The sequence below is a fragment of the Streptococcus oralis genome, from assembly GCF_019929345.1.
In the GTDB taxonomy this organism is placed as follows: Bacteria; Bacillota; Bacilli; order Lactobacillales; family Streptococcaceae; genus Streptococcus.
In genome coordinates, this window is sequence record NZ_JAHZPJ010000006.1 from 57,582 (window position 1) to 78,597 (window position 21,016).

Sequence of the window (21,016 nt, forward strand, 5' to 3'; positions counted from 1 at the left end):
AAAAATAGCTATCTTTTAAAAATTTATATAAATCTGCGCCTTCGTCACCTCACAGGATGACATTAAAAACCTTTGCTTAGGATAGTATAGCAGAAAAAATTCGTTTTGTAAACGAATTTTTCCCGAGCTGAGAAACAAAAAAGCGAGGCAGATTTTGTAAATCATTTTATCCCGAGCCTAGAAATAAGAAAGCGAGATTGATTTTGTAAAATGTTTTCTGAATTTTAAACAAGGGGGCACTATTGTTTAAAGCGGGCGTTTGTTGGGCATGCCAGCCTTTCTTGGGTACTTCTTGGGTGTTTCTTTTTTCTTTTCGACGACTGTGATATAGCGTGGATCTCCATTTGGTAGGGCATAGCTGAGGTTGTCCTCTACCTTACTAAAGAGGAGGTTAAGGGCATTCTTGGCTTCTAGCAATTCCTCGGGCGCATTGCTGGCCTTGAGTGCCAATAGTTTTCCACCGACTTTAAGATAGGGAATGGTCAGTTCAGACAAGACCTGCATGCGGGCAACCGCGCGAGCCGTCACCATATCAAACTGGGCACGGAAGTTCTTGTCTTGGGCAAAGTCTTCTGCCCGTCCATGGTAGAAGTGAACACCATCCAAATTCAACTCTTGAGCCAAAAGTTGAAGGAAGTTGATGCGCTTATTTAGCGAATCAATGATGGTCACATCTAACTGAGGATAGAGAATTTTCATGGGTAGACTAGGAAATCCTGCCCCCGCTCCGATATCAAGAAGTTTGATATCTTCATTGGGAATCAAATCCTGCAAGATAGGCGCAATCGAATCGTAAAAGTGTTTGAGGTAAACTTCTTCCTTTTCTGTAATGGCTGTTAAGTTAATCTTTTCATTCCACTCGACCAAGAGTTCAAAATACCGTTTAAATTGCTCTTTTTGCTGGTCAGAAAGTGGAAGATTTTGCTCAGCTAGCAAGCTGTAAAATGTTTCTGGTTTCATAGTAATTTCCTTCTTTAGTCTAATCTTATTTTACCACAAATAATAGAAAATTTGATATACTAGTACTAATCTAAAAGTAGAAAGGAATAAGATTATGACATGGATTATTCTTGGAGTTTTGGCTCTGATTGTTATTTTTGTGATTGTTAGCTATAACGGTCTGGTTAAAAATCGTATGCAAACCAAGGAGGCTTGGAGCCAGATTGATGTTCAGTTGAAGCGTCGAAATGATCTTTTGCCAAACTTGATTGAAACAGTCAAAGGATATGCTAAGTATGAAGGTTCTACCTTGGAAAAGGTGACTCAACTTCGTAATCAAGTAGCAGCAGCAGCTTCTCCGGCAGAGGCTATGAAGGCCAGTGATGCTCTTACTCGTCAAGTCTCAGGTATTTTTGCAGTTGCTGAAAATTATCCTGACTTGAAAGCTAGTACTAACTTTATCAAGTTGCAAGAGGAGTTGACCAATACAGAAAATAAAATTTCTTACTCACGCCAACTCTACAATAGTGTTGTTAGCAACTATAATCTCAAGCTGCAAACCTTCCCAAGTAATATCATTGCAGGACTATTTGGTTTTAAAGCAGCAGACTTCCTTCAAACCCCTGAAGAAGAAAAACAAGTCCCTAAAGTTGATTTTAGCGGTTTAGGTGACTAAGATGCTGTTTGATCAAATTGCAAGCAATAAGCGAAGAACCTGGATTTTGTTACTGGTTTTCTTCCTACTCTTGGCCTTGGTTGGTTATGCTGTTGGCTATCTCTTTATGCGTTCAGGTCTTGGCGGCATGATTATAGCCTTGATTATTGGTCTTATCTACGCTCTGACCATGATCTTTCAATCGACAGAGATTGTCATGTCTATGAATGGGGCGCGTGAGGTTGATGAGCAAACAGCACCAGACCTCTACCATGTAGTAGAAGATATGGCCATGGTCGCTCAGATTCCCATGCCACGTGTTTTCATCATTGAGGATTCTTCTTTAAATGCCTTTGCAACAGGTTCTAATCCGCAGAATGCGGCAGTTGCGGCAACGTCGGGTCTCCTAGCAATCATGAATCGTGAGGAGCTAGAAGCTGCTATGGGACATGAGGTCAGTCATATCCGGAACTATGATATCCGCATTTCGACGATCGCTGTTGCTCTTGCCAGTGCCATTACACTGCTATCTAGTATGGCAGGACGGATGATGTGGTGGGGTGGTGCAGGTCGCAGACGAAGTGATGACGATCGTGATGGAAATGGTTTGGAGATTATCATGCTTGTTGTCTCGCTCTTAGCCATTGTTCTGGCCCCTCTCGCTGCAACCTTGGTGCAACTAGCCATTTCCCGTCAGAGGGAATTTCTGGCGGATGCATCCAGTGTGGAGCTGACTCGCAATCCTCAAGGGATGATTAATGCCTTGCGCAAGTTGGACAATAGCGAGCCAATGCATCACCACGTCGACGATGCCAGCAGCGCTCTTTATATCAATGATCCTAAGAAAGGTGGCGGACTACAAAAACTCTTTTATACCCACCCGCCTATCTCAGAACGAATCGAACGCTTGAAACACATGTAAAAAAATCCAGAGGAAATAATATACTCTCCTTATAGCGGACAGTGAAAAAATAAAAATTCACTGGAAACTATAGGGAGAGTTTTCATATGTCAAAAAGAAGTCCGAAATCAGTGGAAGAAAAGTTAGAAGTTGTTCATCTTTCTCTTGAACAAAGAAAATCAATAGCTACTTTAACAAAAGCGTTTGGAGTGAATGACTCCACCATCAGATATATTGGATTCGTAAGTATCAAAAGGATGGTGTAGAAAGCCCCAAGGAAAGTTAGAGTTTGAAGAAATATAGTTCAGAGTCAAAGGAAAAGGCTGTAACAGATTATCTTACAGTACAGTTTAGGATGTAAGGCTTATTTGAGCGCTATCAAGGATTTTTATGATGGTTCTGTGATTAACTATCATATCAGTAAACATAACGATACTCCCATAGTCATGGAAAACTTAAGAAGGATATGGAGATTAATCCAGGGGAGGCCCCGCTGATTCCTAGTGATCGTGGTGAACAGTATATCTCACGAGAATACCGCATGGTCACTATTCAATATCAGATGATACGCTCTATGTATAAGAGTTAGTAAATGTATTGATAATGCGCCGATTGAGAGCTTCTTTGGACGCTTTAAAACGGAGTGTTACGATTTGAAGAAGTACAAGACTTTTGAGGAACATGTTACTGATAGTGATGATTATATCTACTTTTATAATAATGAACGTTTTTAAGAGCGCAATAACAACCTTGTCCCTTTTGAAATGAGGAACAAGGTCGTTGCTTAATATTTTATTATTTCATTGTCCACTTGACAGGGAGCAGTTTGATCTAGAATAATGTCATTTTTTATCTTATGGTAATATTTAAATAGTGTGTGAATTTCATATTTTTCATAGATACGAAAAAACCAGCACTAGGCGCTGGTTGATGTCGAATTTAGGAGCTGCCATTACTTGCAGTTGTCCCAGTCTCACTTGTTGGGGTATTTGGTGAGGAAGTATCTTTTTGTTCAATTTTGGATGAGCTGTCTTCCTTTATTTTCTCCTCTTTGCTACTAGAAGTAGAAGGCTGAGTTTCCTCTTTTTGCGGTGTGTCTTGGTTTGGAGTTTGCTTTTGCGTAGGGCTATTTGTATCCGTAGGAGATTCCTTTTGGATTTCCTTGACAACAGTTGTTTGGGTTGTTGTAGGCTCTTTTTTATTGTTTTTGTTATTATCTATGGCGTTCATGATTGTGATACTAGCGGTGATTAGGCCAAGGATACTACCGATGGTAGCAATCGTTTTTTGAAAGACAGTAAATCCCTTTTTGATGTGTTCTGTTTTTGATTTATTAGAAGTTCTACGATAGTTAGACATGATACTCTCCTTTGATTATGATTTATTATACCTCATTTCTTTAAAAAAATCTTAAAAAAAGAGAAACCTCCCTTTCTTGTCGCAGGTCTCTTTTCGTGATACAATAGAAGGAGTGATTTTAGAAAGCGTGAGAAAACATGATCTACTTTGATAATTCGGCGACAACTAAGCCTTATCCTGAAGCACTTGAAACTTACATGCAGGTCGCTTCAAAAATTGTAGGAAATCCGTCTAGTCTCCATCGTTTGGGAGATCAGGCAACACGAATTTTAGATGCTTCCCGGCAGCAAATTGCAGATTTGATTGGCAAGAAAAGTGATGAAATCTTCTTTACCTCAGGTGGAACAGAAGGAGATAACTGGGTCATCAAGGGTGTGGCCTTTGAAAAAGCCCAGTTTGGCAAGCACATTATTGTGTCAGCTATTGAACATCCAGCAGTCAAGGAATCAGCCCTTTGGCTTAAAAGTCAAGGTTTTGAGGTGGATATTGCCCCAGTTGATAGCAGAGGATTTGTGGATGTTGAGGCTCTAGCGAATTTGATACGACCTGATACGACTCTCGTCTCCATCATGGCAGTTAACAACGAAATTGGCTCTATCCAACCTATTGAGGCTATTTCGAAACTGTTAGCAGATAAGCCGACCATTTCCTTCCATGTTGATGCGGTTCAGGCACTCGCTAAGATTCCGACTGAAAACTATCTGACAGATCGAGTGGATTTCGCAACCTTTTCGAGTCATAAGTTTCATGGTGTCCGAGGTGTTGGCTTTGTCTATATCAAGTCTGGTAAGAGGATCATGCCTCTTTTAACAGGTGGCGGTCAAGAGGGAGACTATCGTTCGACAACTGAAAATGTAGCAGGAATTGCAGCGACAGCCAAGGCTCTCCGTTTGGCTATGGAAAAGTTAGATATCTTTGCTAGTAAGACAGGGCAGATGAAGGCAGTCATTCGCCAAGCCCTTCTGGATTATCCGGATATTTTTGTCTTTTCAGACGAGGAAGACTTTGCCCCTCATATCCTGACTTTTGGGATTAAGGGTGTTCGTGGAGAAGTCATCGTTCACGCCTTTGAAGACTATGATATTTTCATTTCCACAACCTCGGCTTGTTCATCCAAGGCAGGGAAACCTGCAGGGACCTTGATTGCTATGGGAGTGGACAAGGAGAAGGCCCAGTCAGCTGTGCGTCTAAGTCTGGACCTGGAAAATGATATGAGTCAGGTCGAGCAGTTTTTGACCAAGCTAAAATTAATTTACAATCAAACTAGAAAAGTAAGATAGGAGCATTCATGCAGTATTCAGAAATTATGATTCGCTACGGAGAGTTGTCAACCAAGGGCAAAAACCGCATGCGTTTCATCAATAAACTTCGCAATAACATTTCGGACGTCTTGTCCATCTATCCCCAAGTTAAGGTAATCGCTGATCGCGACCGTGCTCACGCTTACCTCAATGGAGCCGACTATACAGCGGTTGCAGAATCTCTCAAACAAGTCTTCGGGATTCAAAATTTTTCTCCAGTATATAAGGTTGAAAAGTCTGTAGAAGTTCTGAAGTCTGCTGTCCAAGAGATTATGAAGGAAATCTACAAGGAAGGTATGACCTTTAAAATCTCTAGTAAGCGTAGCGACCACAACTTTGAACTCGACAGTCGTGAACTCAATCAAACGCTTGGCGGAGCTGTATTCGAAGCTATTCCAAATGTCCAAGCTCAAATGAAAAATCCCGATATCAATCTTCAGGTGGAGATTCGTGAAGAGGCGGCTTATCTTTCCTATGAAACCATTCGTGGAGCAGGTGGCTTGCCTGTGGGGACTTCTGGTAAGGGCATGCTCATGTTGTCAGGGGGGATTGACTCGCCTGTAGCAGGTTATCTAGCACTTAAACGTGGAGTAGATATTGAGGCCGTTCACTTTGCCAGCCCACCATACACTAGCCCTGGAGCTCTCAAGAAGGCCCAAGATTTGACTCGTAAATTGACCAAGTTTGGTGGCAATATCCACTTTATCGAAGTGCCTTTCACTGAGATTCAAGAGGAAATCAAAGCCAAGGCGCCAGAAGCCTACCTCATGACCTTGACCCGTCGTTTTATGATGCGCATTACCGACCGTATTCGTGAGGTACGAAATGGTTTGGTTATCATCAATGGGGAAAGTCTTGGTCAAGTAGCTAGCCAGACCTTGGAAAGCATGCAGGCTATCAACGCTGTGACCAACACTCCCATCATCCGTCCTGTGGTTACTATGGACAAGTTGGAAATCATTGACATCGCTCAGGAAATCGATACCTTTGATATTTCTATCCAACCGTTTGAGGACTGCTGTACTATTTTTGCGCCTGACCGTCCTAAGACTAATCCTAAGATTAAGAATGCTGAGCAGTATGAAGCACGCATGGATGTTGAAGGCTTGGTTGAGCGAGCAGTGGCAGGGATTATGATTACTGAGATTACACCTCAAGCTAAAAAAGATGAAGTCGATAACTTGATTGACAATCTCCTCTAATCAGAAAATCCAGAAGAATTCAGAAAAACAAATGAAAAAAGTTAGTTATTTATCCTTAAAATGGACATTTACTGACTTTTTTTCTATTTTTATGGTATAATGAGATAAAATTTTGAATATAGAGAGTTTTCTGACAATGAATCATTCCTACTTTTACTTAAAAATGAAAGAACACAAACTCAAGGTGCCTTATACTGGAAAAGAGCGTCGTGTGCGTGTTCTTCTGCCTAAGGACTATGAGAAGGACACCGACCGTTTTTATCCTGTAGTTTACTTTCATGACGGGCAAAATGTCTTTTACAGCAAGGAGTCTTATATTGGACACTCATGGAAGATCATTCCGGCTATTAAACGAAATCCAGACATCAGTCGCATGATTGTTGTTGCTATTGACAATGATGGTTTGGGGCGGATGAATGAGTATGCGGCTTGGAAGTTTCAAGAATCTCCTATCCCAGGCCAACAGTTTGGCGGTAAGGGTGTGGAGTATGCTGAGTTTGTCATGGAGGTGGTCAAGCCTTTTATCGATGAAACCTACCGAACCAAAGTTGATCGCCAGCATACGGCTATGATTGGCTCGTCATTAGGAGGCAATATTACCCAGTTTATCGGACTAGAGTACCAAGACCAAATTGGTTGTCTAGGTGTCTTTTCATCTGCCAACTGGCTCCACCAAGAAGCCTTTAACCGCTATATCGAGCGCAAGAAATTGTCGCCTGAACAGCGCATTTTCATCTATGTAGGAACAGAAGAAGCAGACGATACGGACAAGACCCTGATGGCTGGCAATATCAAGCAAGCCTATATCGACTCGTCGCTTCGTTATTACCGTGATTTGATTGCAGGTGGAGTACACTTGGATAATCTGGTCTTGAAAGTTCAGTCTGGTGCTATCCATAGTGAAATTCCATGGTCGGAGAATTTACCAGACTGTCTGAGATTTTTTGCAGAGAAATGGTAAGTTAGGAAAGGAGAAAGCCAATGCATATTGAAAACCTCAGCCACTGGAGTGGCAATCTTAATCGTGAAATGTACCTCAACCGTTATGGACATGCTGGGATTCCAGTTGTGGTTTTTGCTTCATCTGGTGGCAGTCACAATGAATACTATGATTTTGGCATGATTGATGCCTGTGCTTCCTTTATCGAAGAAGGGCGCGTCCAGTTCTTTACGCTATCCAGTGTGGACAGTGAGAGCTGGCTGGCTACTTGGAAAAATAGTCATGACCAGGCGGAGATGCATCGCGCCTACGAACGCTATGTGATTGAGGAAGCCATTCCTTTTATCAAGCATAAGACAGGTTGGTTTGATGGCATGATGACGACAGGTTGCTCGATGGGGGCCTACCATGCACTCAATTTCTTCCTCCAGCATCCAGATGTCTTTACCAAAGTGATTGCTCTCAGTGGTGTTTATGATGCACGTTTCTTTGTCGGCGATTATTACAATGATGATGCTATTTACCAAAATTCGCCAGTAGATTATATCTGGAATCAAAACGACGGCTGGTTTATCGATCGTTACCGTCAGGCAGAAATCGTCGTCTGTACGGGACTTGGTGCCTGGGAACAAGACGGTCTACCATCCTTCTACAAACTTAAAGAAGCCTTTGACCAGAAACAAATTCCAGCCTGGTTTGCTGAATGGGGACACGATGTCGCCCACGACTGGGAATGGTGGCGTAAACAAATGCCTTATTTTCTTGGACACCTGTATCTATAAAAGGAGTTGCCTATGAATTACCTTGTTATTTCTCCCTACTATCCGCAAAATTTCCAACAGTTTACCATCGAGCTAGCCAATAAAGGCATCACCGTTTTGGGAATTGGTCAGGAGCCTTACGAACAACTAGATGAACCTTTGCGCAATAGCCTAACCGAGTATTTCCGTGTAGATAATCTTGAGAATATAGACGAAGTCAAACGTGCAGTAGCTTTTCTTTTCTACAAGCATGGCCCAATCGACCGCATCGAATCTCACAATGAATACTGGCTTGAGCTGGACGCAACACTCAGAGAACAATTCAATGTCTTTGGTGCCAAACCAGAGGATCTCAAAAAGACCAAGTTTAAGTCTGAAATGAAGAAACTTTTCAAAAAAGCAGGCGTCCCTGTGGTACCTGGAGCTGTTATCCATACGGAAGCAGATGTGGATAAAGCAGTGAACGAAATCGGTCTACCAATGATTGCCAAACCTGATAATGGAGTGGGAGCGGCAGCAACCTTTAAGCTTGAGACAGAAGATGATGTAAATCACTTTAAGGCTGAATGGGACCATTCAACCGTGTATTTCTTTGAGAAATTTGTCACTTCTAGCGAAATCTGTACTTTTGACGGACTTGTGGACAAGGATGGCAACATCGTCTTTTCAACGACTTTCGATTATGCCCATACACCACTTGATTTGATGATTTATAAGATGGACAATTCCTACTATGTGCTCAAGGATATGGATCCCAAACTGCGTAAGTATGGCGAGGCCATTGTCAAGGAATTTGGTATGAAAGAGCGCTTTTTCCATATCGAGTTTTTCCGTGACGGGGACGACTACATTGCCATTGAGTACAATAACCGTCCTGCAGGTGGCTTTACCATTGATGTTTATAACTTCGCTCACTCCTTGGATCTCTACCGAGGTTATGCGGCGATTGTTGCAGGTGAAGAGTTCCCAGCATCAGAGTTTGAACCACAATACTGTTTAGCTACATCACGTCGTGCCAATGCAAATTATGTCTATTCAGAAGAGGACCTTCTTGCTAAGTACAGCCAGCAATTCAAGGTCAAAAAAATCATGCCAGCAGCCTTTGCAGAGCTACAAGGGGATTACCTTTATATGTTGACCACTCCTAGTCGCCAAGAGATGGAGCAGATGATTGTAGACTTTGGTCAACGTCAAGAATAACGATTAGGACAAAAGGAGTTTGACTCCTTTTGTCCTTTTCTTAAAGATAAGTTAAATAAAGCGTTTTCCATAGATTCTTTTAGAAAAGATATTGCTAAAAGGCCTAAAAATTGATAGAATAAGGATTGTCTAAAAAAATTTAAGGAGAATCTATCAAATGGATTTTACATGGGCTATTAAATATGCCACAGAATTCTTGGGAACTGCTATTTTGATCATTCTTGGTAATGGTGCAGTTGCTAACGTTGAACTTAAAGGTACGAAAGGTCACCAAAGTGGCTGGCTCGTTATCGCGGTTGGTTACGGTATGGGGGTTATGATCCCAGCCTTGATGTTTGGTAATGTATCAGGAAACCACATCAACCCAGCTTTCACTCTTGGACTTGCAGTTAGTGGTCTTTTCTCTTGGGATCAAGTTCCATTTTACATCCTAGCACAAGTTTTGGGAGCAATCTTTGGTCAAGCTTTGGTTGTAGCGACTCACCGTCCTTACTACTTGAAAACAGAAAATCCTAACAATATCTTGGGTACCTTCTCAACGATTTCAAGCATCGACCACGGTACAAAAGAATCACGTTTTGCAGCTACTGTTAACGGTTTCCTAAATGAGTTTGTAGGTTCATTTGTTCTTTTCTTTGCAGCACTTGGTTTGACTAAAAACTTCTTTGGTGCTGAATTGGTTGCGAAAGCTCAAGCTGTGATTAATGATCAAGTAGCTCAAGCAGCTGCACAAGGGACAACAATCCCTCAAGAACAAGTAACAGCAGCACTTGAGCAAGCAAAAAATTCGGCTGCTCCATTCTTAGCACCGGGACTTGGAATTGGACACTTGGCACTTGGTTTCCTAGTAATGGCCTTGGTAACTTCACTTGGTGGACCTACTGGACCTGGTTTGAACCCAGCTCGTGACTTCGGACCACGTCTTCTTCACGAACTCCTTCCAAAATCAGTTCTTGGTCAACACAAGGGTGATTCAAAATGGTGGTATGCATGGGTTCCAGTTGTAGCACCAATCGCAGCTGGTATTGCAGCAGTAGCACTATTCAAACTACTTTACCTATAAATAATAGAAATTATATAATTACAAAAGAGCAGTTGAGATGAAACTGCTCTTTACTTTATCTAACTAATGATTATCATTAAACTAGTTCGTCAATAGAAGTGTGATCCTTATCTAGGCCTTGAGCCACTGGAAGACTAGTCAAGTAACCTTGGTAAGTTGTAACTCCTTCACGTAAGCCTTGGTCTTCAGTGACTGCTTTTTGGAATCCCTTGTCAGCTAAGGCTTCGATATAAGGGAGAGTGACATTGGTTAGGGCAATGGTCGAAGTGCGAGCAACCGCGCCAGGGATATTGGCGACAGCATAGTGTAGCACCCCGTGTTTTTCATAGACGGGCTCATCGTGCGTTGTCACACGATCAGCTGTTGCGATAACACCACCTTGGTCAACGGCAACGTCAACGATGACAGATCCTGGACGCATTTGTTTGACCATCTCGTCTGTCACCAATTTCGGTGCCTTGGCACCAGGGATGAGAACGGCTCCAATCACCACATCAGCGTCTTTCACACTTGCTTCGATGTTAAATGAATTGGACATAAGAGTCTGTATTTGGTTACCAAAGACCTCTTCTAGGACTGAGAGACGTTTGGCACTGATATCAAGAATGGTCACTTGAGCACCGAGTCCCAAGGCGATGCGGGCAGCATGTGTACCAACGACACCGCCACCGATGATGGTTACTTTTCCTTTTGGAACACCCGGTACACCACCAAGTAGGACACCAGAACCACCAGTTTGCTTAGTAAGGAAATGAGCTCCGATTTGAACGGCCATACGACCAGCAACCTCACTCATAGGAACGAGGAGCGGTAGATGTCCTTGGCTGTCACGGACAGTCTCATAGGCAATTCCTGTCGTTTTTGCTGCTAGCATGGCATCTGCTAACTCTGGTGCAGCAGCCATGTGCAAGTAGGTGAAGAGGAGCAGGTCGTCGCGCAAGTACCCATATTCAGAACTTAAAGGTTCTTTTACTTTCACGACCAACTCGGCAGCCCAGGCTTCACTAGCAGTAGCGACAATCTCAGCTCCTTGCTTTTGATAGTTCGCATCAGTAAATCCTGAACCGAGACCAGCATTTTTTTCGATGAGAACACGATGTCCACGGCTGACTAAACTATGGACGCCAGCAGGAGTGAGGGCAACACGGTTTTCATTATTTTTAATTTCTTTTGGAATTCCAATTAACATAGAGAGAATCTACCTTTCAATTGACGGTATTGTTTTAGTTGTCACATTGTTTGTTTAAATCAAAAATGCGATGATTTTATTTTATATGAAACCGCTTCAAAAATCAAGAAAAACTTGTTATCTAATTTCATTTATGCTATTCTAGTGAGAATCAAGCTCTAATGGAGGAAAAAGTATGGAATCAATATTTGTGAAATTTGCTCAGTATCCATCAATAGAAACGGAGCGTTTATTGCTCCGACCTGTAACCTTGGATGATGCGGAAGCTATGTTTGAGTATGCCTCAGACAGAGAAAATACACGCTACACTTTTCCAATAAATCAAAGCTTAGAGGAAACCAAGAACAACATTGCTCAGTTCTATTTAGCTAATCCCTTGGGACGGTGGGGAATCGAACTAAAAAACAATGGCCAGTTTATTGGAACCATTGACTTGCATAAGATTGACCCCATTCTCAAAAAAGCAGCTATTGGTTACATTATCAACCAAAAGTATTGGAGTCAAGGATTGACGACAGAAGCCAATCGTGCCGTGATTGAACTCGCTTTTGAGAAAATTGGAATGAACAAGTTGACTGCTCTTCACGATAAAGACAATCCCGCATCAGGAAAGGTCATGGAGAAATCAGGTATGCGTTTTTCACATGCAGAACCATATGCTTGTATGGACCAGCATGAAGAAGGCCGAATCGTTACAAGAGTCCATTATGTCTTGACCAAGGAAGACTATTTTGCAAATAAATAAGCAGTTAAAAAGATTTTTCAGCTGTTTTTTTCTTCCTCTTACGAATAATCTAAGAGAGGAGAAAATATGGAAGCAATTATCGAGAAAATCAAAGAGTATAAAATCATTGTCATCTGTGCTATTTTAGGTTTGGCCTTGGGCGGATTTTTCCTACTAAAACCAACTTCACAAACACCCGTCACAGAAACGAATTTGCAGGCTGAAGTTGCAGCTGTTTCAAAGGATTCATCGTCTGAAAAAGAAATGAAGAAGGAAGAAAAGGAAGAATCTCCTGAACAAGACCTGATCACAGTAGATGTCAAAGGCGCTGTCAAATCACCAGGGATTTATGATTTGCCAGTTGGCAGTAGGGTTCATGATGCCGTTCAGAAGGCGGGTGGATTGACAGAGGAGGCAGATAGTAAGTCGCTCAATCTCGCTCAGAAAGTCAGTGACGAGGCTCTTGTCTATGTTCCAACTAAGGGAGAAGAAGCAGCTAGTCAGCAGACTGCCTCTGGAACGACTCCTTCGACAAGTAAAGATAAGAAGGTCAACCTCAATAAGGCCAGTCTGGAAGAACTCAAGCAGGTCAAAGGATTGGGCGGAAAAAGAGCTCAGGATATTATTGACCATCGTGAGGCAAATGGCAAGTTCAAGTCAGTAGATGAACTCAAGAAAGTATCTGGCATTGGCACAAAGACCATAGAAAAGTTAAAAGACTATGTTACAGTGGATTAAGAGTCTTCCTATCCCCTTAATCTATCTGGGTTTTCTATTACTTTGGCTTTACTATGCCATTTTCTCAGCATCTTATCTTGCTTTGCTGGGCTTTGTTTTTCTGCTCGTCTGCCTCTTTTTCCAATTTCCTTGGAAATCGGCTATCAAAGCCTTAGCGATTTGTGGAGTCTTTGGCTTTTGGTTTCTGTTTCAAAACTGGCAACAGTTACAAGCTAGTCAGAACTTGGTTGGCTATGTTGAAAAGGTGAGGATTTTGCCAGATACCATTAAGGTGAATGGAGATAGTCTATCCTTTCGTGGCAAGTCTGATGGACGCATTTTTCAAGTCTATTATAAACTCCAGTCCGAGGAGGAGAAAGAGCAATTTCAAGCCTTGACAGATATTTATGAGATAGAACTAGAAGGAAAACTGTCCGAGCCAGAAGGCCAGAGAAATTTTGGTGGATTTGACTACCAAGCCTATCTGAAGACTCAGGGGATTTACCAGACTCTCAATATCAAAAAAATCCAGTCACTTAAAAAGGTTAGCAGTTGGGATATAGGAGAAAATCTGTCCAGTTTACGTCGAAAGGCCGTAGTTTGGATCAAGACGCACTTTCCAGACCCTATGCGAAATTATATGACGGGTCTTCTGCTGGGACATTTGGATACCGACTTTGAAGAGATGAACGAGCTCTATTCCAGTCTAGGGATTATCCACCTTTTTGCATTGTCGGGTATGCAGGTAGGTTTCTTTATGGACGCCTTTAAAAAACTCCTCTTGCGATTGGGCTTAACTCAAGAAAAGTGGAAATGGTTGGCTTATCCATTCTCTTTGGTCTATGCAGGGTTGACAGGATTTTCAGCCTCAGTCATTCGCAGTCTCTTACAAAAGTTACTGGCCCAACATGGTGTTAAGGGTTTGGATAATTTTGCCTTGACGCTCCTTGTCCTCTTTATCATCATGCCAAACTTTTTCTTGACGGCAGGAGGTGTCTTGTCCTGTGCTTACGCTTTTATCTTGACCATGACAAGCAAAGAAGGGGAGGGGCTCAAGGCTGTTGCCAGAGAAAGTCTGGTCATTTCCTTGGGAATATTGCCCATTCTATCCTTCTATTTTGCAGAATTTCAGCCTTGGTCAATTCTTTTAACATTTGTCTTTTCATTTTTGTTTGACTTAGTCTTCTTACCGCTTTTGTCTATCTTATTCATTCTGTCTTTTGTTTATCCGGTCACTCAGCTTAACCTTGTCTTTGAATGGTTGGAGGGCATCATTCGCTTGGTGTCGCAGATGGCAAGTAGGCCATTGGTCTTTGGACAACCCACCGCATGGCTTTTGCTTCTTCTCTTAGTTTCATTGGCCTTGGTCTATGACATGAGGAAAAATGTCAAAAGAGTAGCAGGGTTCAGTCTCTTTATCGTGGGTCTCTTTTTCTTGACCAAGCATCCACTGGAAAATGAAATCACCATGCTGGATGTGGGGCAAGGAGAAAGTATTTTCCTACGGGATGTAACTGGTAAAACCATTCTCATAGATGTGGGAGGCAAGGCAGAATCTGATAAGAAAATCGAAAAATGGCAAGAAAAGGCGACGACCAGCAATGCCCAGCGAACCTTGATTCCCTATCTAAAAAGTCGCGGAGTGGCCAAAATTGACCAGCTTATTTTGACCAACACAGACAAAGAACATGTTGGAGATTTGCTGGAGGTGACCAAGGCTTTCCATGTCGGGGAGATTTTAGTATCAAAAGGAAGTTTGACACAGAAGGAATTTGTAGCGGAACTAGAAGCAAGTCAAACCAAGGTACGCAGTGTGACAGTTGGGGACAAGTTATCCATTTTTGGAAGTCAGTTAGAAGTGTTATCTACAAGGGAAAATGGAGAAGCTAATCTCGATGATTCCTTGGTTCTTCATGGAAAACTTTTGGATAAGCACTTTCTCTTTACTGGAAACTTGAAAGAGAAGGGAGAGAAAGAACTTTTAAAGCAATACCCTGACTTAGAGGTGGATGTCTTGAAAGCTGGGCAGCATGGTGCTAAAACATCATCAAGTTCGGTCTTTTTAGAAAAACTCAAACCAGAAATTACACTCATCTCAGTTGGAAAGAACAATCGTGTGAAGCTCCCCCATCAGGAAACCTTGACACGACTGGAATCCATCAAGAGTAAGATTTACCGAACCGATCAGCAAGGAGCCACTCGCTTTAAAGGATGGAAGAGTTGGCGAATCGAAAGTGTTCGTTAGGAAGAAACAATGTTATATATTAGTAAAATAAACAAAAAATCTGTTGCATAATACTGAGGGAAACGATATAATGAAAGTGTTTCCAATAGTAATGATATAAATGCAACGAAAACCATGAAAAAATCAGCAAAAGTTGTTTTATTAGCTAGTTTGTTATCTATTGGTCTTTTTCAGTCTAGTGTATCTGCTAAGACCGTTCTTAAAAATTATCGCTATGACTGGAATATCTTCTATGAGTCTAAAATGAATTACCATGCATATAGATATAAGGTCATTCCGGAATGGTCTTATTATCGCAGCTATTCTGAGTATAAAGTTGGCGGAGGCTGGAACTACGCTCGTTATGAGGTCATTAACTACTACAGCGGAGGCTATTAATCCTTAAAGAGTGAGAAAAAGGAGGACTGGATATGATAACTCTTACTCATGTTATCTTAAAAACGCGACAAGTCATCTTGCAAGATGCGGATTTCACCTTTAAAAAGGTAGGATTTATGGCCTTCTTGCTATCAATGGCTCGGGAAAGACGACACTGTTCCGAGCTATTAGCAAGCTGCTTCCCCTCAGTAGTGGACATATCGCAGCCTCTCCTTCTTTGTTTTATTATGAGAGCGTTGAATGGCTGGATGGAAACTTAAGTGGGATGGACTATCTTCGCCTTATAAAAAATATTTGGAAGTCAGACCTAAACTTGGGGGATGAAATCGCCTACTGGGAAATGTCTGACTATATCAGCCTTCCCATCCACAAGTATTCCTTAGGGATGAAGCAACGCTTGGTGATTGCCATGTATTTCCTCAGTCAGGCGAAATGCTGGCTCATGGATGAGATAACAAATGGCTTAGATGAGTATTATCGACAGAAGTTTTTTGATAGGCTAGCACAAATCGATAGAAAAGAACAGCTGGTTCTTTTGAGTTCCCACTACAAAGAGGAGTTAGTGGAGATTTGCGATAGCATCGTAACCATTCGTCAGGGGTAGATAGAAGAGGTTCCGTTATGAAAGATATTAGCCTATTTTTGTTAAAGAAAGTTTTCAAAAGTCGTTTAAACTGGATTATCTTAGCTTTATTTGCATCTGTACTCGGTGTCACCTTTTATTTAAATAGTCAGACTGCAAACTCACACAGCTTGGAGAGCGAGTTGGAAACCCGTCTTGTAAAACATGAGAGAATCATCAATGAAAATGAAGTGAAGCTTTCCCAAATGTCTGACACCAGCTCGGAGGAATACCAAACTGTTAAAAGAAATTTAGAATTGCAAAAAAATCTTTTAACGCAAGAGAAAGAAATTCTAACTTTACTAAAAGAAGGGCGCTGGAAAGAAGCCTATTATTTGCAGTGGCAAGCTGAAGAGAAGAATTATGAAGTTATGTCAAATCAACCGACTTCTAGCTCTGAATTAAAAATGGCGGTTGACCGCCAACGAAAGATTTACCAAGCCCTGTATCCCTTGAATATAAAAGCACATACTTTGGAGTTTCCGACCCACGGGATTGATCAGATTGTCTGGATTTTAGAGGCTATCATCCCAAGCTTGTTTGTGATTGGTATTATTTTTATGCTAACACAACTGTTCGCAGAAAGATATCAAAATAATCTCGATACAGCTCAGTTATATCCTTTTTCAAAAGTGGCATTTGCAGCATCCTCTCTTGGAGTTGGGGTGAGTTATATAACCGTGCTGTTTATCGGAATCTGTGGATTTTCTTTTCTAGTGGGAAGTCTGATAAGTGGTTTTGGACAGTTAGATTATCCCTACCCATTCTATAGCTTAACCAATCAAGAGGTAACTATTGGGAAGATACAAGATGTGTTATTTCCTAGCTTGCTCTTAGCTTTCTTAGCCTTTATCGTCATTGTGGAAGTCGTCTACTTGATTGCTTACTTTTTCAAGCAAAAAATGCCTGTCCTCTTTCTTTCCCTCATTGGGATTGTTGGCTTATTGTTTGGTATTCAAACAATTCAGCCTCTCCAAAAGATTGCACATCTGATTCCCTTTACTTACTTGCGTTCAGTGGAGGTTTTATCTGGAAGATTACCTAAGCAAATTGATAATGTCAATCTGAATTGGAGCATGGGGGTGGTCTTACTTCCTTGCCTGATTATCCTTTTGTTAGCGGGGATTCTATTTATTGAAAGATGGGGAAGTTCATGCAAAAAGGAAGTTTTTAATAGATATTAGCTTCTCTGCTTCTACTGAATCTATACTCTATGCAGTGACATGTCGTCAAGATAAATGGTCATTGATTATTACAACAATAAATGAATTAAAGCCAAACTCAAACTATTTTTCATCAAATATCTTGATATACTTGACAAATAGTAGAAAAGGATTTAGTCCTGTGCAATACAGAACTAAATCCTTTTTAATTTCTATTTATCTAACCTTTTGGGCGTGATACGGGTAGGAGGCTTTTGTGCTAGGTTTTTATTTCTCAACACGTGATTTGTTGGCAATATCAGCTAGGATAGATTCTACAAATTCATCAACTGAGACAGTTTGTGTTTCTTTTTGGCCGTAGCGACGAACATTGACTGTTCCGTCTTCCATTTCCTTGTCACCAACGATCAATTGGTAAGGAATTTTGCTTGTTTGTGAAGCACGGATCTTGAACTGCATTTTTTCATTGCGTTCATCCACATCAGCACGGACACCGCGGTCACGGAGTTTCTTAGCCACTTCCCATGCGTAGTCCACGTGTTTTTCGTTAGAAACTGGGATGAGGGTTACTTGGTGTGGTGCCAACCATGTTGGGAAGGCACCCTTGTAGTTTTCAATCAAGATAGCTGTGAAGCGTTCCATGGTTGAGATAACACCACGGTGAATCATAACTGGACGATGTTCTTCACCATCAGCTCCAATATACTTGAGGTCAAAGCGCTCTGGAAGCAAGAAGTCAAGCTGGATAGTTGAAAGTGTTTCTTCTTTACCAAGGGCAGTTTTAACTTGGATATCCAATTTTGGTCCGTAGAAGGCTGCTTCACCTTCGGCTTCAAAGTAGTCCACACCCATTTCATCAAGGGCAGCACGAAGCATGGTTTGGGCATTTTCCCACATCTCATCGTTATCAAAGTACTTGTGAGTATCTTGAGGGTCACGAAGAGAGAGACGGAAGCGGTACTCAGTCAAGTTGAAGTCTTCATAAACATCGATAATCAACTGAAGGGCGCGTTGGAATTCTTCTTGGATTTGTTCTGGGGTAACGAAAAGGTGACCGTCGTTGAGTGACATCTCACGCACACGTTGAAGACCAGTCAGAGCACCCGATTTTTCATAGCGGTGCATCATTCCGATCTCGGCGATACGGATTGGCAACTCACGGTAAGAGTGAACATGGTGTTTGAAGACTTGAATGTGGTGTGGGCAGTTCATTGGACGAAGGACGAATTCTTCCCCGTCACCCATGTCCATGGTTGGGAACATATCTTCACGGTAGTGATCCCAGTGACCAGAAGTCTTGTAAAGTTCCACAGAGGCAAGTGGTGGAGTGTAAACGTGTTGGTAGCCTGCAGCTATTTCCTTATCGACAATGTAGCGTTCCAATTCACGACGGATAGTCGCACCATTTGGCAACCAGAATGGCAAACCTTGTCCAACTTCTTGAGAAATCATGAAGAGGTCGAGCTCTTTACCAAGTTTACGGTGGTCACGTTCTTTAGCTTCTTCACGCATTTGAAGGTAGTTCTTCAAGTCTTTCTTGTCAAACCAAGCTGTACCGTAGATCCGTTGCATCATAGCGTTGTCGCTATTTCCACGCCAGTAAGCACCAGCCACATGGAGAAGGTGGAAGATTTGGATACGACCTGTTGATGGGACGTGCGGGCCACGGCAGAGATCCACATATTCGCCCTGACGGTAGATGGTCAAACCACCCTCATCTTCAGAGTGTTCTTCGATCAATTCCAATTTATAAGGGTCGTTCTTGAAGATTTCACGCGCTTCGTCTTTTGTTACTTCCTCACGAATAGAAGGGAAGTTTTCTTTAACGATTTTTTGCATTTCTTCTTCAATACGAGGCAGGTCTTCGTTAGAGATTTGACCAGCAGTATTGTCGGTATCGTAGTAGAAGCCATCTTCGATAGCTGGACCAACTCCCAAGTGAATGTCTGGGAAAAGGCGACGAGCTGCTTGGGCGAACAAGTGAGCCGCTGAGTGGCGCAAAATCGGAAGGGCATCTTCGTGATCTGGTGTCACAATTTCGATGCTTCCATCTTCAGTGATAGCACGAGTCGTGTCGATGAGTTTGCCGTTGAATTTACCAGCCAAGGCTTTTTTAGCTAGGGAATTGCTGATGCTTTGCGCAATTTCAAAAGTAGTAACGCCTGATTCGAATTCACGAACAGCGCCATCTGGGAAAGTAATCTTAATCATGTGTTTTCTCCTTAAATATTTATTCTTTTTTTGTTGGACAATTTTAAGAGCCGAGCAACTTCTTCCGCAGTCTGATTCTCTGATTGACTGCCATCTGTTATGAGGCTAGGATAGCCTAATAACACCGCTTCCTTACGAACCATTTGAGCAAAAAGAATGTCTCGTTGCATCCAGTTTTTAAAAGCTTGTTCAGGGTTGGTAGTTCCCTCTAAGACATAAGGAACCCATTCTCTCTGTTTATAGTGCTTTTTCTGAAAATCAGCTGTCGGAGTCAAGCATAGATAGGAAGACGCTGGGCATTCAAGTTCCTTTACCAAGTGAGGCAAAAGTCCTGCTCCTTCAACCAAGAGAGGTCTATCTTGATTTTTTACCAAGTAAGATTTTACATAAGGAAAAATCTCTTCATAAAAGCGCCATTCTTCATCTGCCATCTCTTCTGGATTTCTCATCCAGATTTGTTCTGGATTTCTATCCTGCCTAAGAAGGCAAATTGGCTGTGAGTCTGCACTTGCTTGACTCATCATCTCTTCTACCAAATCATCCAGTTTGATATGAAGTAGTTGATACTGTCTAGCAAGAAGTGAGGCAATTGTTGACTTTCCACTGCAAGGCGATCCGCCAATCATATAAAGCATCATTCTTCCTCCTTCTGACAAAATAAAAACGACATCCTAAAAGGACGTCGTAACGTGGTTCCACCTTCATTTATGCAAGTCGAAAAGACCTACACCTCTGATTGGCTCTAACGTAGCCACCGTTTTATGTTTTCATAAAAGTCAGTAGAGTAGTATCAGTTTAGACTCTCTATGCGTTTCCAGCAACCACGCACTCTCTAGTAGAAAGGGACTAAGTGACTTGTCTCTATGCTTTATTATAGCATGATTGCGAGAATTTTCAAGGATTTTGTGAAAGTTTTTTATTTTTTCCTTGCTGGAGCATGTATTTGATACCTGAACCTGAAGCCATACCAAGTAGGGCAAAGAGTTCATAAGCTAGGAAATAAACGAGAATGAATTCATTGAAAGTGATGATGGTAAAGCAATAGAGAAGAGCAATACCGAGCAGCCACCACAGTGAGAATTGGAAACGGTAGCTATAAAGAAGGGATACGATAAAGGTTGCCAAAGGTGAAAAGAGGATGATGTTATAAATGTAAAGCCCTTTCAGCGTATAAGGGTCAGATATCAGCAGCAAAAGCAACTCATAGAGGGGCCAGTAAAAGAAGAATATGACAAGGTAGTATGGAATATACTTAAGATATTTCCGCATGGCAATAGTCCTCCAATCTGCAAAAATAGAGAGATGTTGAAGACCACATGATTCTAAATGAAGGGGAACTCTCTACCTATATTATAGCATATTATAGCACGATTTAGAAGCTCTTACAAGGTGCTATGATAGGCAGAAATAATAAGCTTTCTGAATTTTTTTGTTATAATACTAGCA

The 21,016-nt window shown here is 41.7% G+C and carries 20 protein-coding genes and 2 pseudogenes; 16 read left to right on the forward strand and 6 right to left on the reverse strand.

The window, feature by feature from the left end:
- Positions 1-246: 246 nt before the first annotated feature.
- The gene (gene rsmG, locus K1I97_RS05515; protein WP_223331742.1) at positions 247-960 is read right to left on the reverse strand and encodes a 16S rRNA (guanine(527)-N(7))-methyltransferase RsmG; all 714 of its coding nucleotides are present in this window, start codon (positions 958-960) and stop codon (positions 247-249) included.
- Positions 961-1,054: 94 nt separating this feature from the next.
- Between rsmG and K1I97_RS05520 the strand changes: the two genes are divergently transcribed.
- From K1I97_RS05520 to K1I97_RS05535, 4 genes and pseudogenes are all read left to right on the forward strand, one after another.
- A complete protein-coding gene (locus K1I97_RS05520; protein WP_223331743.1) occupies positions 1,055-1,615 on the forward strand; it encodes a LemA family protein in 561 nt (186 codons plus the stop codon).
- Between the two features lies 1 nt (position 1,616).
- Positions 1,617-2,516, forward strand: a complete 900-nt coding sequence (gene htpX / locus K1I97_RS05525) for a zinc metalloprotease HtpX (protein ID WP_223331744.1) — start codon at positions 1,617-1,619, stop codon at positions 2,514-2,516.
- Positions 2,517-2,602: 86 nt separating this feature from the next.
- Positions 2,603-2,761: a transposase gene (locus tag K1I97_RS05530; protein WP_223331745.1), complete on the forward strand. Its 159-nt coding sequence runs from the start codon at positions 2,603-2,605 to the stop codon at positions 2,759-2,761.
- Positions 2,762-2,833: 72 nt separating this feature from the next.
- Positions 2,834-3,229 (forward strand): annotated as a pseudogene (locus K1I97_RS05535) (transposase); the annotation flags it as partial.
- A gap of 205 nt (positions 3,230-3,434) precedes the next feature.
- Here the strand turns inward: K1I97_RS05535 and K1I97_RS05540 are convergent.
- The gene (locus tag K1I97_RS05540) at positions 3,435-3,854 is read right to left on the reverse strand and encodes a DUF6556 family protein (protein ID WP_223331746.1); all 420 of its coding nucleotides are present in this window, start codon (positions 3,852-3,854) and stop codon (positions 3,435-3,437) included.
- A 137-nt stretch (positions 3,855-3,991) separates the two neighbouring features.
- On the opposite strand from K1I97_RS05540, the gene K1I97_RS05545 reads away from it, so the two are divergent.
- The 6 genes from K1I97_RS05545 to gla all read left to right on the forward strand — a co-directional run bounded on the left by K1I97_RS05545 (position 3,992) and on the right by gla (position 10,321).
- The gene (locus tag K1I97_RS05545; RefSeq protein ID WP_223331747.1) at positions 3,992-5,134 is read left to right on the forward strand and encodes a cysteine desulfurase family protein; all 1,143 of its coding nucleotides are present in this window, start codon (positions 3,992-3,994) and stop codon (positions 5,132-5,134) included.
- A gap of 8 nt (positions 5,135-5,142) precedes the next feature.
- Complete coding sequence (gene thiI / locus K1I97_RS05550; RefSeq protein WP_223331748.1) at positions 5,143-6,357, forward strand: tRNA uracil 4-sulfurtransferase ThiI; 1,215 nt, start codon at positions 5,143-5,145, stop codon at positions 6,355-6,357.
- 136 nt (positions 6,358-6,493) lie between these two features.
- On the forward strand, positions 6,494-7,318 hold the full coding sequence (locus K1I97_RS05555; protein WP_223331749.1) for an alpha/beta hydrolase: 825 nt from the start codon (positions 6,494-6,496) through the stop codon (positions 7,316-7,318).
- A gap of 20 nt (positions 7,319-7,338) precedes the next feature.
- A complete protein-coding gene (locus tag K1I97_RS05560; RefSeq protein WP_000546818.1) occupies positions 7,339-8,079 on the forward strand; it encodes an esterase family protein in 741 nt (246 codons plus the stop codon).
- 12 nt (positions 8,080-8,091) lie between these two features.
- Positions 8,092-9,258 (forward strand): ATP-grasp domain-containing protein, encoded by a 1,167-nt coding sequence (locus K1I97_RS05565; protein WP_223331750.1) that lies wholly within the window; start codon positions 8,092-8,094, stop codon positions 9,256-9,258.
- 157 nt (positions 9,259-9,415) lie between these two features.
- The gene (gene gla / locus K1I97_RS05570; protein ID WP_223331751.1) at positions 9,416-10,321 is read left to right on the forward strand and encodes an aquaglyceroporin Gla; all 906 of its coding nucleotides are present in this window, start codon (positions 9,416-9,418) and stop codon (positions 10,319-10,321) included.
- 76 nt (positions 10,322-10,397) lie between these two features.
- On the opposite strand, the gene ald is transcribed toward gla, so the two are convergent.
- Positions 10,398-11,510, reverse strand: coding sequence for an alanine dehydrogenase (gene ald / locus K1I97_RS05575; protein ID WP_223331752.1), 1,113 nt, complete (start codon positions 11,508-11,510; stop codon positions 10,398-10,400).
- A gap of 175 nt (positions 11,511-11,685) precedes the next feature.
- Between ald and K1I97_RS05580 the strand changes: the two genes are divergently transcribed.
- The 6 genes and pseudogenes from K1I97_RS05580 to K1I97_RS05605 all read left to right on the forward strand — a co-directional run bounded on the left by K1I97_RS05580 (position 11,686) and on the right by K1I97_RS05605 (position 17,380).
- Positions 11,686-12,255, forward strand: coding sequence for a GNAT family N-acetyltransferase (locus K1I97_RS05580; protein WP_223331753.1), 570 nt, complete (start codon positions 11,686-11,688; stop codon positions 12,253-12,255).
- A gap of 66 nt (positions 12,256-12,321) precedes the next feature.
- Complete coding sequence (locus tag K1I97_RS05585) at positions 12,322-12,972, forward strand: helix-hairpin-helix domain-containing protein (RefSeq protein ID WP_223331754.1); 651 nt, start codon at positions 12,322-12,324, stop codon at positions 12,970-12,972.
- Complete coding sequence (locus tag K1I97_RS05590; RefSeq protein WP_223331755.1) at positions 12,956-15,196, forward strand: DNA internalization-related competence protein ComEC/Rec2; 2,241 nt, start codon at positions 12,956-12,958, stop codon at positions 15,194-15,196. The genes K1I97_RS05585 and K1I97_RS05590 overlap by 17 nt, the downstream gene beginning before the upstream one ends.
- Positions 15,197-15,310: 114 nt before the next feature.
- A complete protein-coding gene (locus tag K1I97_RS05595) occupies positions 15,311-15,574 on the forward strand; it encodes a hypothetical protein (protein ID WP_223331756.1) in 264 nt (87 codons plus the stop codon).
- A gap of 32 nt (positions 15,575-15,606) precedes the next feature.
- Positions 15,607-16,178 (forward strand): annotated as a pseudogene (locus tag K1I97_RS05600) (ATP-binding cassette domain-containing protein).
- A gap of 17 nt (positions 16,179-16,195) precedes the next feature.
- Positions 16,196-17,380 carry a hypothetical protein gene (locus K1I97_RS05605; protein ID WP_223331757.1) on the forward strand — a complete coding sequence of 395 codons (1,185 nt, stop codon included), beginning with the start codon at positions 16,196-16,198 and terminating at the stop codon, positions 17,378-17,380.
- 246 nt (positions 17,381-17,626) lie between these two features.
- Here the strand turns inward: K1I97_RS05605 and thrS are convergent, their stop codons facing one another.
- The 3 genes from thrS to K1I97_RS05625 all read right to left on the reverse strand — a co-directional run bounded on the left by thrS (position 17,627) and on the right by K1I97_RS05625 (position 20,839).
- Positions 17,627-19,570 (reverse strand): threonine--tRNA ligase, encoded by a 1,944-nt coding sequence (gene thrS, locus K1I97_RS05610; RefSeq protein WP_223331758.1) that lies wholly within the window; start codon positions 19,568-19,570, stop codon positions 17,627-17,629.
- Positions 19,571-19,581: 11 nt separating this feature from the next.
- Positions 19,582-20,208 carry an AAA family ATPase gene (locus K1I97_RS05615; protein WP_223331759.1) on the reverse strand — a complete coding sequence of 209 codons (627 nt, stop codon included), beginning with the start codon at positions 20,206-20,208 and terminating at the stop codon, positions 19,582-19,584.
- 256 nt (positions 20,209-20,464) lie between these two features.
- Positions 20,465-20,839 carry a hypothetical protein gene (locus K1I97_RS05625; RefSeq protein WP_223326176.1) on the reverse strand — a complete coding sequence of 125 codons (375 nt, stop codon included), beginning with the start codon at positions 20,837-20,839 and terminating at the stop codon, positions 20,465-20,467.
- Positions 20,840-21,016: the final 177 nt, after the last annotated feature.

Bases quoted from the DNA above. Each gene is read 5' to 3' on its own strand.
- gla (WP_223331751.1), top strand. From the start codon at position 9,416: ATGGATTTTACATGGGCTATTAAATATGCCACAGAATTCTTGGGAACT.
- K1I97_RS05545 (WP_223331747.1), top strand. From the start codon at position 3,992: ATGATCTACTTTGATAATTCGGCGACAACTAAGCCTTATCCTGAAGCA.
- thiI (WP_223331748.1), top strand. From the start codon at position 5,143: ATGCAGTATTCAGAAATTATGATTCGCTACGGAGAGTTGTCAACCAAG.
- K1I97_RS05595 (WP_223331756.1), top strand. From the start codon at position 15,311: ATGAAAAAATCAGCAAAAGTTGTTTTATTAGCTAGTTTGTTATCTATT.
- K1I97_RS05565 (WP_223331750.1), top strand. From the start codon at position 8,092: ATGAATTACCTTGTTATTTCTCCCTACTATCCGCAAAATTTCCAACAG.
- K1I97_RS05580 (WP_223331753.1), top strand. From the start codon at position 11,686: ATGGAATCAATATTTGTGAAATTTGCTCAGTATCCATCAATAGAAACG.
- K1I97_RS05520 (WP_223331743.1), top strand. From the start codon at position 1,055: ATGACATGGATTATTCTTGGAGTTTTGGCTCTGATTGTTATTTTTGTG.
- htpX (WP_223331744.1), top strand. From the start codon at position 1,617: ATGCTGTTTGATCAAATTGCAAGCAATAAGCGAAGAACCTGGATTTTG.
- thrS (WP_223331758.1), bottom strand. From the start codon at position 19,570: ATGATTAAGATTACTTTCCCAGATGGCGCTGTTCGTGAATTCGAATCA.
- K1I97_RS05585 (WP_223331754.1), top strand. From the start codon at position 12,322: ATGGAAGCAATTATCGAGAAAATCAAAGAGTATAAAATCATTGTCATC.
- K1I97_RS05615 (WP_223331759.1), bottom strand. From the start codon at position 20,208: ATGATGCTTTATATGATTGGCGGATCGCCTTGCAGTGGAAAGTCAACA.
- K1I97_RS05625 (WP_223326176.1), bottom strand. From the start codon at position 20,839: ATGCGGAAATATCTTAAGTATATTCCATACTACCTTGTCATATTCTTC.
- K1I97_RS05560 (WP_000546818.1), top strand. From the start codon at position 7,339: ATGCATATTGAAAACCTCAGCCACTGGAGTGGCAATCTTAATCGTGAA.
- K1I97_RS05590 (WP_223331755.1), top strand. From the start codon at position 12,956: ATGTTACAGTGGATTAAGAGTCTTCCTATCCCCTTAATCTATCTGGGT.
- rsmG (WP_223331742.1), bottom strand. From the start codon at position 960: ATGAAACCAGAAACATTTTACAGCTTGCTAGCTGAGCAAAATCTTCCA.
- K1I97_RS05530 (WP_223331745.1), top strand. From the start codon at position 2,603: ATGTCAAAAAGAAGTCCGAAATCAGTGGAAGAAAAGTTAGAAGTTGTT.
- ald (WP_223331752.1), bottom strand. From the start codon at position 11,510: ATGTTAATTGGAATTCCAAAAGAAATTAAAAATAATGAAAACCGTGTT.
- K1I97_RS05555 (WP_223331749.1), top strand. From the start codon at position 6,494: ATGAATCATTCCTACTTTTACTTAAAAATGAAAGAACACAAACTCAAG.
- K1I97_RS05605 (WP_223331757.1), top strand. From the start codon at position 16,196: ATGAAAGATATTAGCCTATTTTTGTTAAAGAAAGTTTTCAAAAGTCGT.
- K1I97_RS05540 (WP_223331746.1), bottom strand. From the start codon at position 3,854: ATGTCTAACTATCGTAGAACTTCTAATAAATCAAAAACAGAACACATC.